This is a genomic window from Sideroxyarcus sp. TK5, from assembly GCF_054601595.1.
Window position 1 is genome coordinate 26,465 of record NZ_BAAHSJ010000001.1, and the last position, 24,922, is coordinate 51,386.

The window sequence follows — 24,922 nt, forward strand, 5'->3', positions numbered from 1 at the left end:
AGTGCCGTGCCCGTAAGTCTACTTCAGTTCACACTCAATTCTGCTGAATTCCGGCCAGCAGCCATACGGAAGCTTCGTCCTTGAGGTCTTTCTGCACATGCCAGACTTCCTCGAAGTGCTCCGGTGCACCGTTGTTCTCGCGCAGCTGGCCGGAGAGGCGCACGCTGGCGATGGCGAGATCGTTCTCGGTCACCACTTCCAGCAGTTCGGCATTCACGAAGCCGACATCGGTCTGCTGCGGTGCATCACCGCGCTCCTGCAACTGCATGCTGATCTCGGCGAACATCTCGGGGGTGGTGTACTCGCGGATGTCGTTCAGGTCCTTGCGGTCGTTGGCTGCCTGCAGGCGGATGAAAGACATCCTGGCGCTGCGCAGGAAACTCTCCACGGGAAAATCGGCGGGGATGTTTGCGGCACGGTGCGGGGCTGTATCGGCTGAAACCTGGGTGGTGGCAGGCGCGGCTTGTGCGGTGGCCGCATAGTCACGTCCGGCCGCGGCGTACTGCATGGCCGGCTGCGGCTTCTTGCGCAGCATCGAGAACAGGAAGAAAGCGCCGACTGCCAGCAGGACGATCATCAGCAACATACCCATACCCTCACCCAGTCCGAGGTGGGAGAACAGCGCCGCCAGACCGAGACCGGCCGCGATACCGGCCAGCGGTCCCAGCCACTTGTTGCCTTGCTTAGCGGGGGTGCCGGCAGCTTGGGCAGGGGCGGCCTGGGTCGGCGCGGGTGCAGCCTGTTTCTGCGGCGCACTCATGGTGCGCTGCTTGCCGAGGTTGACGCCTCCTCCGAGGCGCTTGGCTTCGGCACCGGTGGAGATCAGGGACAGGCTTGAAAACAGCAAAGTCAGGGCAACAGCGAAACGTTTCATTTGCATCCTTAAAATCGAGATCGAACAGGGCGCGCAGTATAACGCAGCAAAGGGCGATTTCAGAACGATGGCATATGCTCGAATGCCAGTGATTCCCCACTTGCGGGATGGGTAAAGCGCAAGGCGCAGGCATGCAGCAACAGGCGCGGTGCACTATGCTCATCGCCGTACAGTGCATCGCCCAGGATGGGGTGACCGATGGAAGCAAGGTGCAAACGCAATTGGTGGGAGCGCCCCGTGACCGGCTCCAGCTCGACGCGTGACCGATCGCTCTCTTGTTGCAGCAGGCGATAACGCGTGAGCGAGGACTTGCCATTTTCGGCATCGATGCGCTGCAGGGGTCGGTTCGGCCAGTCGGGTGCGATGGGCAGATCTATCTCGCCCTGTGGTGGTTGCAATGTACCTGCACACACGGCGATGTAACGTTTGTCGACCGTGCGCCGCTGGAACATCAAAGACAAGGTGCGCTGCATCGCGACCCCCCGCGCAAACAACATCAAGCCAGATGTCGCCATATCCAACCTGTGGACGACAAGCGCATCCGGGAAATGAACCCGTACACGGGCCGACAGACAATCCTGTTTATCAGGCCCGCGCCCTGGGACCGACAACAACCCGGAAGGTTTGACGGCCACCAGCAAGTGGTCATCCGCGAACAGCAATTCGACTGCGGGATCGTTCAAGCGACGTCAGCCACCACGGGGGTGTGGTCGGAAGGGCGTTCCAGTTTGCGCGGGGCTTTGTCGATGTGGCACGAGCCGCATTGCAGCGCTGCGCTGATCAGGATGTGGTCGATGCGCATGCCCATGTTGCGGCGGAAGGCCATCATGCGGTAATCCCACCATGAATAGAGTTTCTCGCCGGATTCATGCTGGCGGAAGGCATCGCGCAGGCCGAGCGCAAGCAGCTCCTGGAACGCCTCGCGTTCAGGCGCACTGCACAGCACCTTGTCCTTCCACGCGACCGGATCGTACACGTCCCGGTCATCCGGGGTGATGTTGTAGTCGCCGAGCAGCGCCAGCCGTGGATGCTTCTGCATCTCGTCCTTGAGCCAGTCATGCAGGGCGGCGAGCCAGCGCAGTTTGTACGCGTACTTGTCCGACCCCACCTCCTGACCGTTGGGAATGTAGACACAGACGAAACGCACACCGGCGATGGTCGCGGCGATCACGCGTTTTTGCTCGTCGTTGAAGCCCGGGATGCCGACTTGTACATCGCTGGCCAGTTCGCGACTGAGGATGGCGACACCGTTGTAAGTCTTCTGGCCGCTGTAGACGCAGTGGAAGCCTGCCGCCTCAAGCTCGGCCAAAGGGAAGTTCGCGTCTTCTGTCTTGGTCTCCTGCAGGCACAACACATCCACAGGCGATGCTGTCTGCCAATCCAGCAGGTGCGGTAGTCGCACCTTGAGCGAATTGACGTTCCAGGTAGCGATCTTCATCGCGCAGGTTGCTCCTGGTGCGGACGATAAGGTGCGGTCTTGGGGTAACCGGCGAGATCCAGCTCCTTGTGCCAGGCGCTATCGAGGAAACCCTTGAGGCGCGTGCTGCCTACCGTGAGCGCGGGGATCTCCAGCCCCTCGTTCTCCTGACGATAGGCCTCCACCTTTTCGGCGGTATCCAGATTCTGTTCGGTGTAAGGGATGCCTCGTTTGTACAGGAAAGCACGGGCTTCATCACAGGGCGCACCACAGTTGGCGGCGACGAACAAAGTCACGGGAAAGTTGTTGCGGGCGCGCTGCGTCTCATAGGGCAGGCTGTCATCCGGCGTGGGCGGCGTGTCCTGCTTCAATCGCTCGACGTCATCGGTACCCGCCAGCGGACGGTCGCTGTAATGTACCTTGCCCTGACTATCCACGGAACGGTATAGCTCAGCATGCGCAGTGACGGTAAGACCGCAACACAGTGCGAAGAGAAGAAAGAAACGCATGGCGAACTCCTGCTATTCAGTCTCGACCAGCCCATTATGCCGCAACAGCGCGTCGATCGAGGGCGCGCGTCCGCGGAAGGCCGTGAACGATTGCATCGCCGGGCGCGCACCGCCGATGGACAGGATCTCGCTACGGAAGCGGCTACCGATCTCGGGGTTCAACACCCCATGCTCCTCGAACAGGCTGTAGGCGTCGGCCGACAGCACCTCGGCCCACTTGTAGCTGTAGTAGCCGGCCGCATAGCCGCCGGAGAAGATGTGCGAGAAGCTCTGTGGGAAGCGGTTGAACTCGGGCGGGAGCAGCACCGCGACCTCGGCGCGCACCTCGTCCAGCAGCTGCAGGATGGATTTCGCACCGCCGGGCTGGAAGCTGCTGTGCATCAGCATGTCGAACAGGCCGAACTCGATCTGGCGCAATGTCGCCAGGCCGCTCTGGAAATTCTTCGCCGCCAGCATCTTGTCGAACAGGGCGCGCGGCAGCGGTTCGCCGTTTTCCACGTGGCGCGTCATGTTGCGCAGTACGTCCCACTCCCAGCAGAAGTTCTCCATGAATTGACTGGGCAGTTCCACCGCATCCCATTCCACGCCGTTGATGCCGGACACACCCAGTTCCTCCACCTCGGTCAGCAGATGGTGCAGCCCGTGGCCGAACTCGTGGAACAGGGTCTGTACCTCATCGTGGGTGAACAGTGCAGGTTTATTTCCCACCGGCGCGGAGAAGTTGCAGTTGAGGTAGGCCACCGGGGTCTGGATACGGCCATCCGCCAGACGGCGCCGCGTGATCACGTCATCCATCCAGGCACCGCCGCGCTTGCTGGCGCGCGCATACAGGTCGAGATAGAACTGGCCGACCAGATCGCCCTGGTCGTCGCGGATATCGAAGAAACGTACAGTGTCGTGCCACACCGGGGCTTGAGCCGGGGTGATGCGCAGGCCATACAAGGTCTCCACCACGCGGAACATGCCGCCCAGCACCGCGTCCTCGGGGAAATACTGCTTTACCTCCTGCTCGGAGAAAGCATAGCGCCGCTCGCGCAGCTTCTCGCTGGCATAGGCCACATCCCAGGAATGGAGTTCCTGCAGGCCCAGCTCGTTGTGCGCGAACTCGCGCAGTTCGGCCAGATCCTTCTCCGCGAACGGGCGCGCGCGATGCGCCAGCTCGCGCGAGAACTCCACCACCTGCTGCGGCGTCTCCGCCATCTTGGCTGCCAGCGACAGTTCGCCGTAGTTGGCAAAGCCGAGCAACTCGGCCTCCTCCGCACGCAACAACACGATCTCGTCCATCAGCGGCGAATTGTCCCAGTCGTGGTTGCCGAACTCGGACGCGCGCGTGGCATAGGCACGGTACATCTGTTCGCGCAATGCGCGGTTGTCGGCGAACTGCATCACCGGCAAGTATGAAGGCGCTTTCAGAGTGAACAGCCAGCCGCTCTTGCCGGCCGCCTCGGCCGCTTCGCGCGCGGTCTGCAGCACGTCCTCGGGCAGGCCGGATAGTTCCCCGCGCTGTTCGATCACCAGCGTAAAGGCATTGGTCGCATCCAGCAGGTTGTCGGAGAAGCGTGAGGACAGTTCGCTCAGGCGCTCCTGCACCTGCATGTAGCGCGACTTTTTGTCCTGCGGCAGTTCCGCGCCGCCCAAGCGGAAGTCGCGCAATTCATGTTCGATCACCTGCTTGCGTGCCGGACTGAGGGACTCGAACGCAGCGCTGGCGCGCAACGCTTTGTACTTCTCGTACAGAGCCTGGTTCTGGCCCAGCTCGGCGTAATACTGGGTGATCCTGGGCAGGGTGCTGTTATAGGCCTCGCGCAGCTCGGGCGAGTTCATCACCGCGTTAAGGTGGCCCACCGGCCCCCAGGCACGCGACAGCCGCTCGTTGGCATCCTCCATCGGGCGCACGAATGCGTCCCAGGTGGGCGGCACGCCATCAGCCAACTGGCGTGCGATCAGCGCACGGTTCTCGGCCAGTAACTGGTCGATGGCGGGTGCGACATGCTCGGGGCAGATGTCGGCGAAATGGGGCAGTCCTGAGAAATCGAGTAAAGGGTTATCCATGATGTTCCTGGGTTAAGGCCGCGCCCGGCTGGGCGCGTGTCATTGCTGGAATACGATCTGGCCGTCGAGCAGCGTGTAGCGCACGCGGCCTTGCATCTCGTAGCCGTTGAACGGCGTGTTCTTGCCTTGGCTCTTCAATGCTGCCGGTGCCACGCGCCAGCGGGCTTCGGGGTCGAAGATGCAGATGTCGGCATGCGCGCCCTGAGACAGGTGTCCCATCTTCTGGCCCAGCAGCTGCGCCGGGTTGATGCTGATGCGCGACAGAGCATGCAGCAGCGGTACGTTCTCCTGCTCGGCCCATTTCAGTACCAGCGACAGCAGCAGCTCCAGCCCGGTCGCCCCCGCTTCCGCCTCGGCGAACGGCAGCAGCTTGGCGTCGTCGTCCACCGGGGAATGGTTGGAGCAGATGGCATCGATGGTGCCATCCAGCAGACCGGCGCGCAAAGCAGCGCGGTCGCGCTGGCTGCGCAGCGGCGGCATCAGGTGGCAGTTGGCATCGAAGAAGCCGATATCCATCTCGGTCAGGTGCACATGGTTCATCGACACGTCGCAAGTGACGTTCAGGCCTTCCAGCTTGGCGGCGCGCACCATGTCCACGCCCGCAGCACTGGAAAGGCGGCAGATGTGCAGGGTGACACCGGTCTCGCGGGCCAGCTGCAAGGCCGTGGACAGGGCGATGGTCTCCGCAGCTACGGGGATGGGTGGCAATCCGAGGCGGGTGGCGACTTCCCCGTCATGTGCGACGCCGTTCTTGGCCAGGAAGCTGTCCTGCGGGCGCAACCATACGCGGTAACCGAAAGTGGCAGCGTATTGCATCGCGCGCAACAGCACGCGGGTGTCGGTCAGCGGCGCATCCGCCTGGCTGAAGGCTTTGCAGCCGGCTTCGGTCAGCTCGGCCATCTCGGTCAGTTCCGCGCCCTTGAGTCCATAGGTCAGCGCGCCGATGGGGAACACGCGGCACTGGTTGAGGTTACGCGCACGGTGCTTGAGCATCTCCACCAGGCCCGGCTCGTCCAACGGCGGATCGGTGTCGGGCGGGCAGGCGAGCGAGGTCACGCCGCCGGCGACGGCTGCCGCCATTTCCGATTCAAGCGTGGCCTTGTATTCATAACCGGGCTCGCGCAGGCGCGCGGCGACATCGACCAAGCCAGGCATCACCACCAGGCCTTGTGCATCGATCACCTGTTCCGCCTTGAAACCCTTGGGTGCATCACCGATACCGACGATGCGCCCTTCGCTGATGTACAGGTCGCGTTGCGCATCGAGGCCGTTCTGCGGATCGATCAGGCGACCGCTCTTGATCTGGATGTCCATGTTCAATTCCCCGCCAGTATGCTCATCACCGCCATGCGCACCGCGATGCCGAAGGTCACCTGCGGCAGGATCACCGCCTGCGAGCCGTCGGCCACGCTGGAGTCGATCTCCACACCGCGGTTCATCGGGCCGGGGTGCATCACGATGGCGTCGTCCTTGGCCAGCGCCAGTCGCTCCTGGGTCAGGCCGTAATACTTGAAATACTCCTGCGCCGAAGGCAGCAGCGCCCCCTGCATGCGCTCGTTCTGCAGGCGCAGCATCATCACCACATCCACGCCCTTCAACCCTTCCTGCATGTCATGGAAGACGCGCACCCCCAGCTTGTCGACGTGGGTGGGCAGCAGCGTCTTGGGTGCGATCACGCGCACTTCCGGCACGCCCAGCGTGGTCAGCGCGTGGATCTGCGAGCGCGCCACGCGCGAATGCAGCACGTCACCGACGATGGCCACGGTCAGGTTGTGGAACTCCTTCTTGTAGTGGCGGATGGTGAACATGTCCAGCAGCGCCTGCGTCGGGTGTGCATGGCGCCCGTCGCCGGCGTTGATCACGTGGATGTCCGGCGCGACATGCTTGGCGATCAGGTGTGCCGCGCCGCTGGTGGAATGGCGCACCACGAACATGTCGGCATGCATCGCACACAGGTTGTCCACGGTATCGAGCAGGGTCTCGCCCTTGCTGGTGGAGGAGGAGCCGATGTTGAGGTTAACCACGTCGGCTGACAGGCGCTTGGCCGCGATCTCGAACGTGGTGCGGGTGCGCGTGCTGTTCTCGAAGAAGATGTTGAACACCGACTTGCCGTGCAGCAACGGTACCTTGCGTACTTCACTGGCACCGTTCGGGTTCACGAACTCGCCGGCGCGGTCGAGGATGTCGCGCAGGATGCGCGCGGGCAAGCCTTCGGTGGACAGCAGGTGCTGCAGTTCACCGTTCTTGTTCAACTGAGGATTATTCATGCAGGGATCCCTGAGCTGGGTTCATCGAAATACGCTTGCAGTATCTGTTGCGCGGCATATTGGTCAAGCAGGGGTTTCTGCTTCCGGCCATGTATGCCACGCTCGTCCAGGGCCGAACTTGCGGCGGCAGAAGTATACCGCTCATCCACCAGCAAGGTGGGCAGATTGAAACGCCCTTTGAGGCGGTTGGCGAAGCGGCGACAGAGCGCGGTCAGCTCGTGCGGACTGCCGTCGTCGTTGCAGGGCAGGCCGACCACCAGTGCAGCTGGTTGCCATTCATGGATCAGCGCGCCGATGGTGGAGAAGCGCACCTCGTTGCGTTCGTCATCGATGGTGGCGAGCGGATTGGCAGTGGCGGAGATGGTGTTGCCCACGGCGATACCGATGCGGCGGGTGCCAAAATCGAAAGCGAGCAGGGTGCCGGAAGGGAAAGCGATGGTCACGCCCTCAGGCATGGCCGGCTTCATCCGACAGGGTCGCGTAATCCACGCCCAGCAGCTTCATCGCGGCCGGCAGGCGTTCTTCGGCCGGCAGATCGAACAGGATGTGCTCGGTCGCGGGGACCGATAGCCAGGCGTTATCGGCGATCTCCTGTTCCAGCTGGCCTTCCGACCAGCCGGCGTAGCCCAGCGTCACCAGCAGGTGCTTGGGGCCGCGACCCTCACCGACCGCCTGCAGGATGTCCTTGGAGGTGGTGAGGCTGACCTGATCGTTCACTTTCAAAGTGGATTGCCACGCTTCCCCTGTGTCATGCAACACGAAGCCGCGGTCGGTCTGCACCGGGCCGCCGAAATGCACCGCCATGTCCTCCAGCCCGGGTTGGGTGAGCGGCATGTTGATCTGCGCGAACAGCTCGCTCAGCGTCAGGCTGATCGGCCGGTTGACGACGATGCCCATCGCGCCTTCCTCATTATGTTCGCACACGTAGGTGAGCGATTTGGCGAAGAACGGATCGGTCATCGCCGGCATGGCGATCAGGAAGTGGTTGGTGAGGTCGATGTCGGACATGGCGGCATTGTAGCTTTACGCACTTGCCTTCACAATTCGCCGCATGACAGCGCCTTCAACACTGCCAGCACTGTGCTGGTTCCGCCGCGACCTGCGATTGCATGACCACGCTGCCCTTTACCATGCGCTGAAACGGCATGACCGGGTGCATTGCGTGTTCGTGTTCGATACCGACATCCTCGATCGTTTGCAGGACCGGCAAGACCGCCGCGTGACCTTCATCTGGGAATCGGTGCGTGCCCTGCATGCAGAGCTGGCCGAACAGGATGCCACCCTGCATGTGTTGCACGGCCGTGCGGCGGAGCAGATCCCGGCACTGGCACAAAGCCTGGGTGTCACGGCGGTGTACTGCAACCGCGACTACGAGCCGGCCGCACGGGCGCGCGATGCACAGGTGGCGGCGCAACTCGCTGCCCAAGGCCGCAGTCTGCAAAGCTTCAAGGATCAGGTGATCTTCGAACAGGATGAGGTCCTGACCGGCAGCGGCAGGCCCTTTGCCGTGTTCACACCCTACAAGAACGCCTGGCTCAAAGTGCTGGACGATTTCCAGCTCAAGGCCTATCCGGTGCAGCGCCATCTGGCGCACCTTGCCCGAGAACCTGCAGCAGCAATACCTGCCATCGAGGCGCTGGGTTTCCAGCACACCACGCTGATGGTCCCGCCAGGAAGTGCCGGCGCGGCGCGCCTGTTCGAGGATTTCCAGACGCGCATGGTCGACTACCATACCGCGCGTGACTATCCGGCGGTGAAAGGCGTCTCCTATCTTTCCACGCACCTGCGTTTCGGCACGGTTTCCATCCGCGCACTGGCCGCAGCGGCATGGCATGCCGGCGGCAAGGGCGCGCAGGCCTGGCTGTCGGAGCTGATCTGGCGCGATTTCTACCACATGGTGCTCTACCATCATCCGCAGGTGGTCGCACATGCCTACAAGCCGCAGTTCGATGCGCTGGAATGGGCGGACGATGCGGAAGGGTACGCGGCCTGGTGCGCCGGACGTACCGGCTATCCGCTGGTGGATGCCGCCATGCGCCAGCTGGAACAGAGCGGTTACATGCACAACCGCCTGCGCATGGTGACGGCCTCGTTCCTGACCAAGGACTTGCGCATCGACTGGCGCAAGGGCGAAGCCTGGTTCGCCGCGAAGCTATTGGACTATGACCTGGCGGCCAACAACGGCGGCTGGCAATGGGCGGCGTCCACCGGCTGCGATGGCCAGCCGTGGTTCCGCATCTTCAATCCGGTGATGCAATCGGAGCGCTTCGATCCACAGGGACTCTTCATCCGGCGTTACTTGCCGGAACTGGCGCAGTGTCCCGACCGGTATCTGCATGCGCCGTGGCGGATCCCGGCGGCTGCACAACAGACGAGCGGGTTCGTGCCGGGCAGGGACTATCCCCTGCCTATCGTGGATCATGCCGTGGCGCGGGTGCGCACGCTGGAGATGTTCAAGCGCTGTGCGCGCTGACGAAGCGCGCGATGTGGCCGAGCAGTTCGTCTTCCTGATAGGGTTTGCCCAAGTACTCGTTCACGCCCAGTTCCAGAGCATAGTTGCGGTGCTTGTCCGCTGTGCGCGAGGTGATCATGATGATGGGCAGCGCCTTGGTCTTGCTGTCCTGGCGCAGGCGTTTGGCCAGCTCGAAACCGTCCATGCGCGGCATCTCGATGTCCAGCAGCATCACGTCGGGCGATATCTCCATCAGCTGCTCCAGCGCATCCACGCCGTCCTTCGCGGTCACCGTCAGATAGCCGTTGCGTTCCAGCAAACGGGTGGTGATCTTGCGCACGGTGAGTGAATCGTCGACCACCATCACCAGCGGTTTGCTGTGTACCTCCTCGGCCACGGCAGCCTTGGCGATCTTGCGCGTCACCGCGATACGCTGGGTGAAGGCGACCGGGTTGATGATCAGGATCACGGCTCCGCTGCTGGATACCGTCGCCCCGGCGATGCCGGGCAGGCGCGCCAGCTGTGGTCCGATGTTCTTGACCACGACTTCCTGGTTGCCGAGCAGGGCATCCACATGCAGGGCGATGCGCTGTTCGCCGCTGCGCAACAGCAGGATGGGATTGTGCGGCAGGCTGACCACTTCGGCCTGGTCGTCGCCGAGCACGCGCGGCAGGTAGAACAGCGGGTAGCGTTTGCCCTGCCAATCGACGTATTGCTGGGCGTAGAGGGCGTTCAATTCAGCGGGCTTCACCTGTTGCACGTGCTCGACCATGGTGCCGGGCAGAGCATATACGGCATGTGCCGCGCGCACCATCAGGGTGCGGGTGACTGCCAGCGTCAAAGGCAGGTGGATGGTGAAGCGCACGCCCTTGCCGGCCTCGGAGCTGACATCGACGCGGCCGCCCAGCGCCGATACCTCGCTGCGCACAACGTCCAGCCCGACGCCGCGCCCGGCGATCTCGGTCACCTCGCCGGCGGTGGACAAACCGGCCGTGAAGATCAGCTGCATTAGCTGTTCGTCGCTGATCTCCTCGTCGGCGGTGATGAGGCCGCCCTCCAGTGCCTTCTGGCGGATGCGGCCGATGTCCAGACCGGCCCCGTCATCCGCCAGCTCGAACACCACTTCGTTGCTTTCCTGACGCAGCGAGAAGCGCACTTCCCCGATGGGCGGCTTGCCGCTCAGCTCGCGCTGCTCCGGGGTCTCCAGACCATGGGCGATGGCATTGCGCAGCAGATGCTCGAACGGCGCCGTCATCTTTTCCAGCACGCTGCGGTCGAGTTCGATCTCGGTGCCGGACAGTTCCAGATTGGCGCGTTTGCCCAGTTCCTTGCCGGTCTGGCGCACGATGCGGTACAGGCGTTCGCTGATGCTGGCGAACGGCACCATACGTATGCTCATCAGGCCCTGTTGCAGGTCGCGGTTGAGGTGTGCCTGGGCGTTCAGCGCGGCGGCGGTCTCGTCCAGGTTCTTCAGCAGAGTCTGCTGCACCGTCTGCACGTCGTGCACGCTCTCGGTCATGAAGCGCGTCAGTTCCTGGAAACGGGTGAAGCGGTCGAACTCGAGCGGATCGAACTGGCCGGCGACGTCCGAGCTGACAGCGACATTGGCCTGCATCTGGCTTTCCGCCTGGATCTCGATCTCGCGCAACTGTTTGCGCAGGCGGTTCACGCTGTCGGTCAGTTCCAGCACGCTGGCGCGGAATTCGCGCAGCTCGGCCTCGGCGCGCGAGCGCGTCACGCTGACTTCGCCGGCTTCGTTGACCAGCCGGTCCACGATGTCGGAACGCACCCGAAGCAGGGCCGATTGCATCGCGCGTTCGGCACCGACCTCCAGCGCGGCGACAGGTGCCGCAGGGGTGGCAGGGATCTCGGCGGCGGGTTCGGCTGCCGGAGCCGGTTTCGATTCGGCAGGTTGTGCAGGGGCTTCTTCCGCGACAGGCTGGGTCAACTGCTCGATGGCATGCGCGATGCGGTCGAGATAGTTGTCCATCTCGTTCCACAGGGTCTCGTCCAGCACATTCTGCGCGATGGCTTTGCTCACGCGGTCTTCCACGCGGTGGGTCAGTTCACCCAGTCGCATGGCACCGGCCATGCGTGCGCTGCCCTTGAGCGTGTGCAGGCTGCGTTGCAGGTTGCGGCCAAGCTGCGCATCCTCCGGCGTCTCGCGCCACGCGCGCAGGGTGCTGCCGATCTGTGGATAGAGCTCATGCGCCTCTTCCAGGAAGATGGGCAGCAGTTGCTCGTCCACTTCATCGTGGACGGTTCGTTCATGCAGTTCCGGCTGGGGCGCGGGAGTCTCCTCTTCTTCCACTGCTGCTTCTGCGGCAGTCGCCGGATGCGTTGCTTCCGGCTCGGGCTCCGGCATGGCGCTGACCGGCGCTGCAGCCGCAGCGGGTTCCCCGATGGCCGCTTCCGCTGGTTCCTGCGGGATGTCGGAGCCGCCAAGGAGCTTGTCTGACTGCAGGCGCTCGATCAGCTCGGTTTGCGCAGTCGGCGCGATGCGCGCGCGCACGCCGTTGCAGAGTTCGTCCAGTCGGGTGATGACGTCGTCCAGCAACACCAGTTGCGGGGTGCCGATGGCACCGGCCTTGTCGATGCGCGGTTCCAGCCACATCTCCAGTGTGTAGGCGAGTTCAGCGACAGGCAGGAAGCCCATGGTGCGGTTGACGCCTGCCAGCGTGTGGGCGGCGCGCATGAAATCGTAGGCGACGACCGGTTTGGACGATCCTTGTACCACATCGAAACAGGCACGCAGGGCATGCACGTGCTCCAGTGCCTCTTCCGACGCGATATTGAACAGTACCGGCGACATGCTGACGTCGCCGATGACGACCGGGCCTTCTTCCTCGGGTTCGGCAGGCGCTTCGACAGCGGCTTCGACCTCCGGCTCGGCTGCGGCGACCTCGGGCACGGCTGGCTGGGGTAGCGGTTTGCCGTGTTCGATGCAATCCGCCAGCGTGAGCAGATGCGCGGTGTCGATCTGCGCGGTGGTGCTGCCGCTCTTCAGCATGTCCACCCAATGTTGGAACAACACTTCCGCATCGCCGACCAGATCGAGCAGGTCCGGCGTGGCGGGCTGGTTGGAGGCTATCCACTTGTTCATGGCGCGTTCGACCGCCCAGGCGACCTCGCCCAGCTCGGTCAGTCCGACCATGCGGCCGCTGCCCTTGAGCGTGTGGAAGGCGCGGCGTATCGTGATCCAGGGATCGCGACTGTCCAGATGCAGGCGCGAGACCTCGAGATTGGTGCGCAACGTCTCCATCACTTCCTGCGCTTCTTCCAGGAACACTTCCAGCAGTTCGGCATCCTCGTCGCCGGAGCGCACGGACACCACCGAAGCGGGCGTTTCCGCTTCTGCCGCTTCAGCAGCGGCCTGGGCATGACCGGCGGTCGCCTCGGCCAGTTCGCGCAGCACATCGTTCAGCGCCACCGGGTCGGGTTTCTGTCCCAATGTCAGCCCGTGCACATAGTCGTCCATGACGCTGATCGATGTCGCCACGGCGCGCATCTCGGCCGGGGAAGGCGTATCGCCCTGGTGATAACGCTCGGTGATCTGGCGCAGGGTGAGCAGCAGTTGTTCGGCGATATCCAGTGAAAGGATGTGCAGCCCGCCTTGCACCTGCGTCAGCAGGCGATTCACCTGCAGCAGTTCGGTACGTTTGGCGGCATTGCCGAAAAAGGCGTTCAGTGTCTGCTCGATATGCTGCAGATTGCTCTGCATCTCGACGGCCAGGGGCCCCATCACGTCGCGCTGTTCCATCTCGCAGTACAGTGCGACCAGGCTGGCCAGTTTGCCATGGTCCTCGGGCTGGTTCAGCAGCGTCTCGTGCAGGCGCGAAGTGAGCAGCCGCGCCTGTTCGTGGAAGCCGCTGCCCAGATGCTGGTAGTGCTCGATACCGCTATCGAGCAACAACAGCGCCATGGCCATATCCATGGAGATGGTCTGCGCGTGTTCGGGATTCTCCACATGCTGTGCCGTGGCATGGATTTGCTTGCACAGGAACTGTAGCGTGTTGCGGTCCAGTTGCTCGGACAAGGCATGGAGCTGCTCTGTCTGGGTCGCGAAGCGGGTGCAGGCCGCGCGGTCGTTCAGCACGCACTGTTCCCATGCTTCGTCGGCAACGGCGAGTTGCGCGCGCATGTTCTCCAGCAAGGCCGACGTCTCGCCGGGCGGCAGGGGCGGCGCATCGGGCAGGTAGGTGTCCAGATCGAACACCTGCTTTATCTGCTCGACCGTCTCATTGACGGTGTGGCTGCGGGCAACCAGGTAGAGCATCTCGCTCATCGCACCGACCATATCGAACGCGCTGCCGTCCAGCAGGGCGCGCATACCCTGGTCGATGCGGCTGAACGATTTCTTGACGTTCAATTCGGGCGGCACCCCGTCCAGCGAAACGCAGCCCAACACCCCTTCCGCCACCCACCAGAAGGCGCGTGCCTCGCCGGTCACACAACCCGCGACGGCTTTGACCGCCGCGCTCATGGCACGCAAAGCCTCGCTCGTGCCGTCCTGGCGCAACCACTTGAGCAGCCCCTGCTGGAAGTGCATGCGAGCCTGCTTGATGCGTGCGGGTGCGTTGTCGGGCGTAGCGCCGTCCAGCAGTTCCGGTGGCAACTCGACGTTCAGCTCGGGGAAGAACAGGTCGACCTCGAAGGCCATATCCAGACCGCGCACCTGGTGCAGTTCCTGGTATTCCGGGAACAGCCGCAGGGCGGCATTGGCTGCACCGGCGGACAGCGCATCCAGATAGTGTGTGAGGCCGAACAAGGCATGCCGCAGGGCGTCCTGATGCATCACCGTGGCGCTTTCCGGGCGATCGGCCATTTCGCGCAACAGTGTTTCCAGTTCTCCGCAGAACACTTCCAGGGCTTGCAGGTGCAGCATCTGCAACACGCCGCGCAAGCGGTGCAACTCGTCCAGTGCGGCATCCAGCGGGTGCTTGCCGCCCGAGGAGAAGAACTGTTCCTGCTCGCGGAGGATGGTGGCCAGCGAGCTGTCCAGCTCGGACTTGACCGAAGACAGCAGCAGCGGATTGAACGCGGGAGTCACTGGATTCCTGTGCCGTGATTAGAGTTTGAAGCCGGAGACCGACCCGCTCAGTTCTTTGGCCAGACCTTCCAGCTGGTTGACCGACGCGCTGGTCAGCTGCGTGCCCTTTGAGGTCTGCTCGGTGATCTTCAGGATGTCTGCCATCACTGCCGCGACCTCTTGCGCCATGTCGGTCTGCACCTGGGTCGATACAGAGATACTGTTCACCAGGTCGGTCAGCTCGCGCGTGGCCTGTTCGATCTGCTGCAGTGACTGGCCGGCGTCATCGGCGAGCTGCGCACCTTCGACCACACCCTGCGTGCTCTTTTCCATCGCCGCCACCGCGTCCTGCGTGTCGCCCTGGATCGTCTTCACCAGCAGACCGATCTGTTTGGTCGCCTCGGCGGAACGTTCCGCGAGGCGCTGCACTTCCTCGGCCACCACCGCGAAGCCGCGGCCCGCTTCACCGGCGGAAGCGGCCTGGATAGCGGCGTTCAACGCCAGCACGTTGGTCTGCTCGGTGATGTCCGAGATCAGGTCCACGATCTCGCCGATCTCCTGTGAGCTCTCGCCCAGCCGTTTGATGCGTTTGGAGGTCTCCTGGATCTGCTCGCGGATGCCGTCCATGCCGGACACCGATTTCTGCACCGCCTGGGCACCCTGCTCGGTCACCTGCAGCGTGCGCGTCGCCACCTGCGACGCCTGCGACGCGCTGCTGTCGACTTCCTGGATAGACTTGGTCATCAGCTCGACCGCGCTGCCCGCATCACGGATCTCTTCAGCCTGCTTGCTGGCAGCGCTCAACAGGCCTTTGGTAACGGTACCCGCGTCGCTGGTCGCCTTGTTCACCTGTTCGGATGCGGTGATGACGCGCGACACCAGTTTGCGCAGTTCGTCGGTGGTGTAGTTGATCGAATCGGCGATGGCACCGGTGATGTCCTCCGAGACGGTCGCTTTGGCGGTAAGGTCGCCGTCGGCGAGGTCGGACAGTTCGTTCATCAACCGCAGAATCGCCTGCTGGTTCTGGCGGTTGATGCGGGCGGATTCGTGTTCACGGCGCTGCGACTCGTCCAGATAGATCTTGGACAGCAACAGCAGCAGCAACAGCAGCATGCCACCGGAGAGTGCCACCACGAAACTGGTGATGCGGTTCTGGCTGGTCTGCTCATAGGCGGTCAGCAGGTTCTGCATCAGTGTCTGCATGCGCGCATCATCGTCCAGCAGTTGTTGCGCGGCCTGGCGTGAACTGAGCAGCAGTTTCTGGTTGGCGATGATGAAGCCCACCACGTTCTGGTAGCCATCGAATTCCTCGTCCAGTTCCAGCACATCGCTATCGGATTGTGGCAGCTCGCTGAACAGGGCGCGGGCAGCCTGCATCTTCGCTGGCAGGCTATCCAGGATGTCGATGGAGGAAGAGGTCTGCACGGTCTGCACCGCGCCCACGATCTGCTCGAGCAGCAATTGCAGGCGGGCGGCCTTCTGGCTGTACACGGGCGGCGCACGCAATGCGATCACTTCCGCACGGTGCAGCATGTCGCGTTGCAGCGAGGCACCGCGCTCCAGCGTCACCAGCAGCGGGCGGCCTTCCTCAACCTGGTTCAGCAGTTTCTCATGCTGTTGCCATTTTTGCAGTAGCACGTCCAGCGAGTCACGCGGCGCACCGGTGGTGGCGGGCAGCTCGGCACTGCCCTTGTCCAGACCGTTCAGCGTGTCCGAGAACTGGGCGCGCGTATTGAGCAGCGCATCGAACGCATCGTTCTCGCCGGAGATACTGGCCACTTCGGCATGCTTGGCCAGTTGCAGCGACAGCAGCTGCAGCTTGGACGCCTGCGCCACATAGCGCGAGCTCTCGCTGGTCGTGCGGGTGTCGAGATAGGTGAAGGTGGCGGCGATGATCAGGAACACCATCAGCAGGAAACCCAGGATGCGCAGCTGCCGGTCGAACGACTGGTCGCTGAACCATGGGATACGGATGGCGCTTTCCGCCTGTTGCGGGGCGGTGCCGTGCTTGGCAAGCTTGGTCGGGGTTTTGGTGAACGGTAACTTGAAAGCCATTGCTTATTCTCCCTGTGCCTCGGGGTTCATTCCCCGATCTGCAAAAACTCTGGTTGCGACAATAATCCTGGTATGTCCAGCTTGTTCCATGTCTGCCCGTCCGGGTCACGGAAACGGGTCATGCCGTCCTCCGCGCTTTGCGGCCAGTCTTCCGTGTTGCGCAGACCCAGCACGCGCGAGACCAGCAGGCCGGTATTGAAGGCGTAGCGTTGCCCGAGCAGCAGCACGCGGTTGTGTGCATCGCGGACGGTCGATTGCTGGCGGGTATAGGCGTTCAGATCGATGATGCTGTACAGGTTGCCGCGCACGTTGGCGACACCGCAGTACCAGCTCTTGGTCAGCGGCACCGGCGTGAGTGCCGGCAGCGGCATGACCTCGCTGATGTCGGTCATGTCGACCAGCCAGTTCTCCTGCCCGAGCTGGATGCCCAGCGTCGACTGGCGGCTGTCGCCGGCGGTCTGCGCCTGGAGGCGATCCAGCACCTGTTGCTGGAATTCGCGCAGGTTGAAACGCTTCGACATCGTCTGGGGGGTCAGCCGAGGGCGGCGATCTTGCCGAGCAGCTCGTCGGCGCTGATCGGTTTGGTGATGTAATCCTTGGCACCCTGGCGCAGTCCCCACACTTTGTCGGTCTCCTGACCCTTGGTGGTGCAGATGATGATGGGGATATGCTTGGTCGCGTCGTCATGGGTGATCGCGCGCGTGGCCTGGAAGCCGTTGAGGCCGGGCATCACCACGTCCATCAGGATCAGGTCGGGCAACTCGGTCTTGGCGTTCGCCACCGCCTGTTCACCGCTTTCGGCATAGACCACCTGAAAACCCTTCTTGCCGAGGATGTCCCCCAACACATGGCGCTCGGTCGCCGAGTCATCCACCACCATCACTTTGCTAATTGCCATAATCCACATCCTCGTATTGTTGCGTATGAGCGATGACCGCCTCGATCAGACTCTTCTTGCTGAACGGCTTGGTCAGATACTGGTCGGAGCCGACCAGCTTGCCGCGTGCGCGGTCGAACAGGGTGTCCTTGCTGGTCAGCATCACTACCGGCACGTCCTTGAAATCGCGGTGGTTCTTGATGAGCGCGCAGGTCTGGTAACCGTCCAGTCTGGGCATCATGACATCGACGAAGATGATATCTGGCTTGTGATCGACCACCTTGGACAGGCCGTCGAAACCGTCCTCGGCCAGGATGACCTTGGCACCCGCCTGCGACAGGAAGATCTCGCCGCTGCGGCGGATGGTATTGCTATCGTCGATCAGTAAAACGCTTATCCCGGCCAGACTATCGCTCATGCTGCCCACCTAAGTTGGTTGTGTTCGAGACCCCTCCCGCTGCATCGCCGCCGCGATACGGGCGAATCCTACCGCATTTGTCCCTGCAGCCTCAATGTGTTTATCTGCGCCAGAATGCGGGCGTGAACAGGATCAGCACGGTGAAGATCTCCAGTCGTCCGACCAGCATGCCGAAGGCGCAGACCCAGGTCTGGAAGTCGGTGAGCCCCTGGAAGTTGGATGACGGGCCGACCGCCCCGAGGCCGGGGCCGATGTTGTTGACCATCGACAGGGCGGCGGTGAAGCCGGTGATGAAGTCCATGCCGCTGATGAACAGCACGAAAGCCAGTGTGGCGATGGTCATGAAATAGAGGAAGATGAAACCCAGCACGGCGAACACGATGTTGTTGGCGATCACATGGCCGCCGATCTTCATCGGGTTGATGACCGCCGGATGCAGCAGCTTGAGGAACTCGCGCCCCGCCTGCTTCACCAGCACCAGCGTGCGGATCATCTTGATGCCGCCGCCGGTCGAGCCGGAGCCGGCGCAGATGCAGCCGAGGAAGAACATCCACATCGGCGCGAAGATCGGCCATTGCGCGAAATCCACGCTGGCATAGCCGCTGTCGGTGGCGATCGACACCAGATTGAAGCTGGCATGGCGCAATGCGGTCAGAAAGTCCGGATAGACACCCTGCCACCACAGGAACAACGCGATGCCGCCGCAGCTGAGCAAGATCAGGCCGATGGAAGCGACCGCTTCCGCATCGCGCAGGTAGAGCCTGAGCGATCTGCCGCGCCAGATCAGGAAGTGGGTGGTGAAGCTGACCACCGCGAACAGCATGAACACGATCAGCACGAACTCGATCAGCGGCGAATCGAAATAGCCGACGCTGGCATCGTGGGTGGAGAACCCCCCAAGCCCCATCGCCGAAAAACCATGGCAGACCGCATCCAGCCAATCCATGCCGGCCCATTTCAGTGCACCGATACAGATCAGCGTGATGACGACATAGATGATCCACATGCTACGCGCCGTGTCGGCGATGCGCGGCGTGAGCGACTTGTCCTTCATGGGGCCCGGCGTCTCGGCCTTGAACAGCTGGCGGCCGCCGATGCCCAGCAGGGGCAGCACCGCCACCGCCAGCACGATCACGCCCAGCCCGCCCAGCCATTGCAACTCGTGCCGCCAGACATTGATCGCCGGCGGCAAAGCGTCCAGCCCGACCAGCACGGTGGCACCGGTAGTGGTCATGGCCGACATGGTCTCGAAATAGGCATCGGTGAAGGACAGGCCGGGGATGGCTAGCAGCAGCGGGATGGTGGCGAACAAGGGCATCGCGGTCCACATGGTCACCACCAGCAGGTAGCCGTGACGGATGGAGAGCTCACCCTTGAAGCGGCGTGTCAGCAGCCACATGGCGATGCCGGAGCCGGCGGTCCACAGCATGGCGAGCAGGAAATCCAGCAGCAGGGCGCTGTCGTGGTAGACCAGCGCGGTGATGACCGGGAACAGATAGGTCAGGCTGAACATCACCAGCAGCAGGCCCAGCGCGTGGAAGACGGTCAGGGTGCGGCCCATCAGAAGAACCCGAGGCTGACCTGGAACAGTTTCTCGACCTTCTTCACCATCTTCTTGTCGATGACGAACACGATCACATGGTCCTCCGCCTCGATCACCGTATCGCGATGCGCGATGATGACCTCGCCGTTGCGCACGATGGCACCGATGGTCGCGCCTTTAGGCAGGTCGATCGCGTCGATGCGGCGGCCGACCACGCGCGAGGAATCATGGTCGCCATGGGCGACCAGCTCCAGCGCCTCGGCCGCTCCGCGCCGCAGCGAGTGCACGGCGGCCACATCGCCCTGACGAACATAGGCCAGCAGCGAGCCGATGGTGACCTGCGCGGGCGACAGCGCGATGTCGATCTTGCCGCCCTGCAGCAGGTCGACATAGGCGCTGCGGTTGATCAGGGCGATCACCTTGCGCGCGCCGGCCTGTTTGGCCAGCAGGGCGGACATGATGTTGTTCTCGTCGTCGTTGGTCAGTGCGCAGAACACATCCACCTCGCCGATGTGTTCCTGCTCCATCAGCTTCTCGTCGGTACCGTCGCCGTTCAGCACCAGCGTATGGGTCAACAGGCTGGCAAGGCGGTTGCAGGCCTTCTTGTTGTATTCGATCAGCTTCACCTGATAGTCGTTCTCGATGGCTTTCGCCAGGCGGAAACCGATGTTGCCGCCGCCGACGATGGCCACGCGTTTTACCGGTTTGTCCATGCGGCGCAACTCGTGCAGCACATGGCGGATGTTCTCGGTGGCGGCGATGAAGAACACCTCGTCGCCATCCTCAACCACGGTCGTGCCCTCGGGGATGATCGGGCGGTCGTGGCGGAAGATGGCAGCTACACGCGTTTCCACCTGCGGCATGTCGGTGCGCAGGAAAGACAGCGGCTGGCCGACCAGCGGCCCGCCCTGGAAGGCGCGCACGGCCGCCAGCGAAGCCTTGCCCTGCGAGAACTTCTGCACCTGCAGCGCTTCCGGGAACTCGATCAGCTTCACGATGTAATCGGTGAGGATCTGTTCGGGACAGATGGAAAAATCGACACTGAAGATGTCTTTCTCGAAGATCTCCGGACGGTTCAGATAATCGGTGGCGCGGATGCGTGCGATGCGCGTCGGCGTGTTGTACAGGCTGGCGGCCAGTTTGCAGGCGACCAGGTTCACCTCGTCGCTTTGAGTCACCGCCAGCAGCATGTCGGCATCGGCGATACCGGCCTGTTCAAGGATCGACGGATGCGCGGCATTGCCGACTACGGTGCGCAGATCCAGTCTGTCCTGCAATACGCGCAGTTTTTCGGGGTCTGAGTCGATGATGGTGATGTCGTTCGCTTCGCCGACCAGGCTCTCGGCTACGGTGGAGCCGACCTGTCCCGCCCCGAGGATGAGTATCTTCACGCTGTCTCGCCTTTCCATTTGATGGAACAGCCCATGCTGGCGAGCTGCTCACGCGGACCTTGCCCGGTCTGCGCGACTTGCAGCATCGCCTCGAACAGGTCACGTCTTGCATCCGGCGCGGCTTCCTTGCGCGAAGCGTCCAAGCGACCGCGGTATTGCAGTTCCAGCTTGGCATTGAAGCCGAAGAAGTCGGGCGTGCAAACGGCACCGTAATCCTTGGCGATCTGCTGTGTCTCATCCCACACGTAGGGGAAAGGGTAATTGAACTCCTGGGCCACCTTCTTCATGTTCTCGAACGAATCCTCCTCGTAATCGGCGGGATCGTTGGACATGATGGCGATGCTGTGGATGCCGTGCTGCTGCAGTTCGCGCACATCGCGGATGATGCGGTCGCGGATCGATTTGACATAGGGGCAGTGGTTGCAGATGAACATCACCAGCAGGCCGTTCGGGCCTTTCGCGCGCTCCAGCGTATGGCGCTTGCCATCCACACCCGGAAGCTCGAATGGGCGGGCCTTCCAGCCGAAATCGCACAAGGGGGGTTGCAGACTGACCATGAAAGACTTCCTCCTGATGAACAGCGTGATTTTTTGCGGCGGTATATTATCACGGCCATTCAAAAGCCTACGCACTCGCATGTCCGTCCCCAGATTCTATTGTCCGCCGCCGCTCCCGCAAAACAACAACTGCGAACTGCCGCCAGAAGCGGCCCATCACGCCAGCCGCGTGTTGCGCCTGCGCGTCGGCGATGCAGTGCAGATATTCGACGGTGAAGGCAACGCGCTGGATGCGACCATCCACGACATCAGCGGCAAGCATGTACATCTGGGTAATCTGCAGACTTGCATGGTCCAGCAGCAGGCGTCCGACCTGCAGATCGTGCTGGCACAATCCCTGTGCAGCAGCGAGAAGATGGACTGGGTGATACAGAAGGCCACTGAACTGGGCGTGAGCGAAATCGTACCTATCCAGGCGCAGCGCAGCGTGGCGAAATTGACCGGCGCACGGGCCGAGAAGCGGGCCCAGCACTGGCAGAACGTCATCGTCTCGGCTTGCGAGCAATGCGGGCGCAACGATCTGCCGCACATGCATCCCCCTGCGCCGATGGCGGAATGGCTGCAAAGCACGCGCGCTCAAAGCGGCAGCAAGTTCATCCTGATGCCGGGCGGTGCCTGCGCGCTGAAGGCGCAAGCCGAACCTCAGGCGCGCGTGACCCTGCTGATCGGACCGGAAGGTGGATTCACCACGGATGAAGCCAATGTCGCACAGCAGGTCGGTTTCAGCCCCATCCTGCTCGGGCCGCGCGTATTGCGCACCGAAACGGCGGCTATCGCCGGCATCACCGCCATCCAGACCCTGTGGGGAGATTTCAACTAGCAAGGAGGAGGCAGCATGCCCTATGTGAACATCCGCATCGCGGGAACATTGAGCCGCGAGCAGAAGGCCAGGATCGCCGAAGAGATCACCGAAACGCTGGAGCGCATCGCGAACAAGCCGGCGAGCTACACCTACATTTCCTTCGATGAACTACCGGATGAAAACTGGGCCATTGCCGGCAAGCTCTTGGACGAGGCGTGACGGTGTACGCGGTCGTTCCCGTGTGATTCAGGCGGGCAGGCTCTGCATCAAGCTGTACATCATCATGCCCAGACTGACCGACAGCAGCGACATGGTGAGGCCCACGCTGGTCGGGTGTTTGAGGACCCAGCTGTCCACTTCCATGTGCATGGTGTCGAATGCCTTCGTGCTTCTGCGTACCGTATACCAGTGATCGGTATAGCGCTCGACCACGGTCAGTGTGCGGGGGAAGAACAGGATGGCGATGCCGACCAGCAGACAGAGCGCGTTGCCGACCAGCAGGAAAGTCTTGAGATTATCGGCGACGCCGCTCATCTCGATCGGGGTCAGGCTGCCGTCGAATAGCAGCAGTGCCGGGCGCAGATCGACATCCTGCAACAGGTACAGCGCGATCGCGGCACCCAGGATGATGGCGCTGCCGAGCCAGACCGGCTGTCGCATCAGGGTCGGTTCCACTTGATGCGGCATGGTGAGCGGCTTGATCATCCTGCGCACCGAGATCCAGCGGTTCAGCACGTCGAACAAACGCATCGCGCGCCGGCTCCGGAATGCAAGACCCAGCCCCACCAGGAAAGAGAACGCGCTGGCGATGAGGAAGAACAGCAGCGTCATGTACAGGAATACCGGATAAGAGACCTGGCTGAGGAGATGGTTCATGGTCGTGAGCCTTGCAGTGTGGCGAAGATCGCCGTCTTGTTCGTCGCTTGGATTCTAGCGCCTTTGATCCGCGCGACAAATGGCAATTTTTCCGTTCTGGGTGTCTAATTACAAGCGTTGCCAACTTCTTCCGAAACGATCGCCATGCCATTCCAGTCCACCGAGTTCGTCAACTGGTTCCGTTCGGTCGCCCCCTATATCAATGCCTTCCGCGGCAAGACCTTCGTCATCGCCTTCGGTGGCGAGGTGGTGGCGGACGGCAAGTTCGTCGAGCTGACGCATGACTTCAACCTCCTGGCGGCACTGGGTATCCGGCTGGTGCTGGTGCACGGCGCGCGCCCGCAGATCGAACAACATCTGGCCAAGAACAAGCTGGAAGACGCCTACCATCACGGCGTGCGCATGACCGATGCCGAGACCATGCAATGCGTGAAGGAAGCCGTCGGTCGCGTGCGGGTCGAGATCGAGGCGCTGCTTTCCATGGGGCTGGCCAATTCTCCGATGGCCAATGCCGACATCCGCGTGGCGGGCGGCAACTTCATCACCGCGCAACCGCTGGGAGTCATCAATGGTGTCGACCTGATGCACACCGGCAGCGTGCGCAAAGTGGACGTTGCTGCGCTGAACGACAGGATGGAGTTCGGCGAAGTGGTGCTGTTGTCCCCGCTGGGTTATTCGCCCACCGGCGAGGTGTTCAACCTCACCCTGGAAGACGTCGCCACCGCCACCGCCATCGCGCTCGATGCCGACAAGCTGGTGTTCCTGATGGACACGGACGGCGTGCAGGACAAGAAGGGTAGCCTATTGAAGGAGCTGACCATCAGTCAGGCACAAGCCATCCTGTCCGGCAAGCGCAAACTGCCGGATGACATCAGCCTGTTCCTCCCCTGTGCCGTGCGCGCCTGCGAGGCGGGCGTGGCACGCACACACCTGGTCAGCCGCCATGTGGACGGTGCGGTGTTGCAGGAACTGTTCAGCGACGACGGCATAGGCACCATGGTGGTCGAATCCACGCTCAATACCCTGCGCGCGGCCACCATCGAGGACGTGGGCGGCATCCTTCAGTTGCTGCGTCCGCTGGAAGAGGAAGGCATCCTGGTGCGGCGTTCGCGCGAACTGCTGGAACGCGAGATATCGCGCTTCGAGTTGCTGGAGCACGACCACCGCATCATCGGCTGCGCTGCGCTCTACCCGTTCCCCAACGAGGCGTCTGCCGAGCTCGCCTGCCTGGCCGTGGACAGCCAGTATCGGGACCACGGTTACGGTGAGGCTATCCTCAATCACATGAGCGAGCTGGCGAGTAGCCAAGGCATGAAGAAGCTGTTCGTGCTGACCACGCGCACCGCGCACTGGTTCATCGAGCGCGGTTTCAAGGAGGCTGATGTGAACCAGCTGCCCAAGGAGAAGAAAGCGCTGTACAACTACCAGCGCCGCTCCAAGGTGTTCGTGAAGAACCTGAAATGAGATGCTTTGTTTCATCGGCGTGTAACATTGCGCGCCTATCATCAACCGGCTATGGAGAAGAGCAATGACAAGAATGGTGCAATGCGTGAAACTGGGACGCGAGGCGGAAGGGCTGGAGCGCCCGACCTACCCGGGCCCGCTGGGACAGCGCATATTCGACAACGTGTCGAAGGAGGCCTGGCAGGGCTGGATCAAGTTCCAGACCATGCTGGTGAACGAGAACCGCCTCAATCTGGCGGACATCAAGGCGCGCCAGTATCTGGCGCAGCAGATGGAGAACTACTTCTTCGGAGCGGAGGCACAGATGCCGCAGGGTTACGTGCCGCCAAAAAGCTGAGA

Annotated in this window: 23 protein-coding genes; 5 read left to right on the plus strand and 18 right to left on the minus strand. The window is 62.6% G+C overall.

The window, feature by feature from the left end:
• Nucleotides 1–34 precede the first annotated feature (34 nt).
• Genes ACYPYQ_RS00130 through ACYPYQ_RS00170 form a run of 9 tightly spaced genes read right to left on the minus strand, consistent with a single transcriptional unit; the run spans nucleotide 35 to nucleotide 8,127 of the window.
• On the minus strand, nucleotides 35–874 hold the full coding sequence (locus ACYPYQ_RS00130) for a Tim44 domain-containing protein (RefSeq protein WP_459717468.1): 840 nt from the start codon (nucleotides 872–874) through the stop codon (nucleotides 35–37).
• Between the two features lie 59 nt (nucleotides 875–933).
• Nucleotides 934–1,557, minus strand: a complete 624-nt coding sequence (locus tag ACYPYQ_RS00135; RefSeq protein WP_459717471.1) for an RluA family pseudouridine synthase — start codon at nucleotides 1,555–1,557, stop codon at nucleotides 934–936.
• The gene (xth, locus tag ACYPYQ_RS00140) at nucleotides 1,554–2,312 is read right to left on the minus strand and encodes an exodeoxyribonuclease III (protein ID WP_459717475.1); all 759 of its coding nucleotides are present in this window, start codon (nucleotides 2,310–2,312) and stop codon (nucleotides 1,554–1,556) included. Before xth ends, ACYPYQ_RS00135 begins: the two co-directional genes overlap by 4 nt.
• Entirely contained in the window at nucleotides 2,309–2,800 is a 492-nt protein-coding gene (locus tag ACYPYQ_RS00145; protein WP_459717482.1) for a glutaredoxin family protein, read from the minus strand. The genes xth and ACYPYQ_RS00145 overlap by 4 nt, the downstream gene beginning before the upstream one ends.
• 12 nt (nucleotides 2,801–2,812) lie before the next feature.
• Nucleotides 2,813–4,852 (minus strand): M3 family metallopeptidase, encoded by a 2,040-nt coding sequence (locus ACYPYQ_RS00150; protein WP_459717486.1) that lies wholly within the window; start codon nucleotides 4,850–4,852, stop codon nucleotides 2,813–2,815.
• A 39-nt stretch (nucleotides 4,853–4,891) separates the two neighbouring features.
• Nucleotides 4,892–6,166 carry a dihydroorotase gene (locus ACYPYQ_RS00155; protein WP_459717489.1) on the minus strand — a complete coding sequence of 425 codons (1,275 nt, stop codon included), beginning with the start codon at nucleotides 6,164–6,166 and terminating at the stop codon, nucleotides 4,892–4,894.
• 2 nt (nucleotides 6,167–6,168) lie between these two features.
• On the minus strand, nucleotides 6,169–7,119 hold the full coding sequence (locus ACYPYQ_RS00160) for an aspartate carbamoyltransferase catalytic subunit (protein ID WP_459717492.1): 951 nt from the start codon (nucleotides 7,117–7,119) through the stop codon (nucleotides 6,169–6,171).
• A complete protein-coding gene (ruvX, locus tag ACYPYQ_RS00165; protein ID WP_459717495.1) occupies nucleotides 7,116–7,574 on the minus strand; it encodes a Holliday junction resolvase RuvX in 459 nt (152 codons plus the stop codon). The genes ACYPYQ_RS00160 and ruvX overlap by 4 nt, the downstream gene beginning before the upstream one ends.
• Nucleotides 7,567–8,127, minus strand: a complete 561-nt coding sequence (locus ACYPYQ_RS00170; RefSeq protein ID WP_459717498.1) for a YqgE/AlgH family protein — start codon at nucleotides 8,125–8,127, stop codon at nucleotides 7,567–7,569. Before ACYPYQ_RS00170 ends, ruvX begins: the two co-directional genes overlap by 8 nt.
• Before the next feature lie 43 nt (nucleotides 8,128–8,170).
• On the opposite strand from ACYPYQ_RS00170, the gene ACYPYQ_RS00175 reads away from it, so the two are divergent.
• Nucleotides 8,171–9,592 carry a cryptochrome/photolyase family protein gene (locus ACYPYQ_RS00175; RefSeq protein WP_459717501.1) on the plus strand — a complete coding sequence of 474 codons (1,422 nt, stop codon included), beginning with the start codon at nucleotides 8,171–8,173 and terminating at the stop codon, nucleotides 9,590–9,592.
• Here the strand turns inward: ACYPYQ_RS00175 and ACYPYQ_RS00180 are convergent.
• The 8 genes from ACYPYQ_RS00180 to ACYPYQ_RS00215 all read right to left on the minus strand — a co-directional run bounded on the left by ACYPYQ_RS00180 (nucleotide 9,573) and on the right by ACYPYQ_RS00215 (nucleotide 21,441).
• Nucleotides 9,573–14,621 carry a hybrid sensor histidine kinase/response regulator gene (locus ACYPYQ_RS00180; protein ID WP_459717508.1) on the minus strand — a complete coding sequence of 1,683 codons (5,049 nt, stop codon included), beginning with the start codon at nucleotides 14,619–14,621 and terminating at the stop codon, nucleotides 9,573–9,575. The genes ACYPYQ_RS00175 and ACYPYQ_RS00180 overlap by 20 nt on opposite strands.
• 18 nt (nucleotides 14,622–14,639) lie before the next feature.
• Nucleotides 14,640–16,655: a methyl-accepting chemotaxis protein gene (locus ACYPYQ_RS00185; RefSeq protein WP_459717512.1), complete on the minus strand. Its 2,016-nt coding sequence runs from the start codon at nucleotides 16,653–16,655 to the stop codon at nucleotides 14,640–14,642.
• Nucleotides 16,656–16,681: 26 nt separating this feature from the next.
• Entirely contained in the window at nucleotides 16,682–17,176 is a 495-nt protein-coding gene (locus ACYPYQ_RS00190) for a chemotaxis protein CheW (protein ID WP_459717516.1), read from the minus strand.
• Between the two features lie 11 nt (nucleotides 17,177–17,187).
• Entirely contained in the window at nucleotides 17,188–17,553 is a 366-nt protein-coding gene (locus tag ACYPYQ_RS00195; RefSeq protein ID WP_459717519.1) for a response regulator transcription factor, read from the minus strand.
• Nucleotides 17,543–17,950 (minus strand): response regulator, encoded by a 408-nt coding sequence (locus ACYPYQ_RS00200; protein WP_459717523.1) that lies wholly within the window; start codon nucleotides 17,948–17,950, stop codon nucleotides 17,543–17,545. The genes ACYPYQ_RS00195 and ACYPYQ_RS00200 overlap by 11 nt, the downstream gene beginning before the upstream one ends.
• 100 nt (nucleotides 17,951–18,050) lie before the next feature.
• Entirely contained in the window at nucleotides 18,051–19,511 is a 1,461-nt protein-coding gene (locus tag ACYPYQ_RS00205) for a TrkH family potassium uptake protein (RefSeq protein WP_459717528.1), read from the minus strand.
• The gene (gene trkA, locus ACYPYQ_RS00210; RefSeq protein ID WP_459717532.1) at nucleotides 19,511–20,884 is read right to left on the minus strand and encodes a Trk system potassium transporter TrkA; all 1,374 of its coding nucleotides are present in this window, start codon (nucleotides 20,882–20,884) and stop codon (nucleotides 19,511–19,513) included. Before trkA ends, ACYPYQ_RS00205 begins: the two co-directional genes overlap by 1 nt.
• Nucleotides 20,881–21,441 carry a thioredoxin family protein gene (locus tag ACYPYQ_RS00215; RefSeq protein ID WP_459717537.1) on the minus strand — a complete coding sequence of 187 codons (561 nt, stop codon included), beginning with the start codon at nucleotides 21,439–21,441 and terminating at the stop codon, nucleotides 20,881–20,883. Before ACYPYQ_RS00215 ends, trkA begins: the two co-directional genes overlap by 4 nt.
• A gap of 79 nt (nucleotides 21,442–21,520) precedes the next feature.
• Between ACYPYQ_RS00215 and ACYPYQ_RS00220 the strand changes: the two genes are divergently transcribed.
• Both ACYPYQ_RS00220 and ACYPYQ_RS00225 read left to right on the plus strand, forming a co-directional pair.
• A complete protein-coding gene (locus ACYPYQ_RS00220; protein WP_459717543.1) occupies nucleotides 21,521–22,261 on the plus strand; it encodes a 16S rRNA (uracil(1498)-N(3))-methyltransferase in 741 nt (246 codons plus the stop codon).
• A gap of 15 nt (nucleotides 22,262–22,276) precedes the next feature.
• Nucleotides 22,277–22,462, plus strand: coding sequence for a tautomerase family protein (locus ACYPYQ_RS00225; protein WP_459717545.1), 186 nt, complete (start codon nucleotides 22,277–22,279; stop codon nucleotides 22,460–22,462).
• A 27-nt stretch (nucleotides 22,463–22,489) separates the two neighbouring features.
• Here ACYPYQ_RS00225 and ACYPYQ_RS00230 read toward each other — a convergent pair whose 3' ends face one another.
• Complete coding sequence (locus ACYPYQ_RS00230; RefSeq protein ID WP_459717548.1) at nucleotides 22,490–23,119, minus strand: hypothetical protein; 630 nt, start codon at nucleotides 23,117–23,119, stop codon at nucleotides 22,490–22,492.
• A gap of 144 nt (nucleotides 23,120–23,263) precedes the next feature.
• On the opposite strand from ACYPYQ_RS00230, the gene argA reads away from it, so the two are divergent.
• Nucleotides 23,264–24,583, plus strand: a complete 1,320-nt coding sequence (gene argA / locus ACYPYQ_RS00235; protein WP_459717551.1) for an amino-acid N-acetyltransferase — start codon at nucleotides 23,264–23,266, stop codon at nucleotides 24,581–24,583.
• Between the two features lie 64 nt (nucleotides 24,584–24,647).
• The gene (locus ACYPYQ_RS00240; RefSeq protein ID WP_459717556.1) at nucleotides 24,648–24,920 is read left to right on the plus strand and encodes an oxidative damage protection protein; all 273 of its coding nucleotides are present in this window, start codon (nucleotides 24,648–24,650) and stop codon (nucleotides 24,918–24,920) included.
• Nucleotides 24,921–24,922 lie beyond the last annotated feature (2 nt).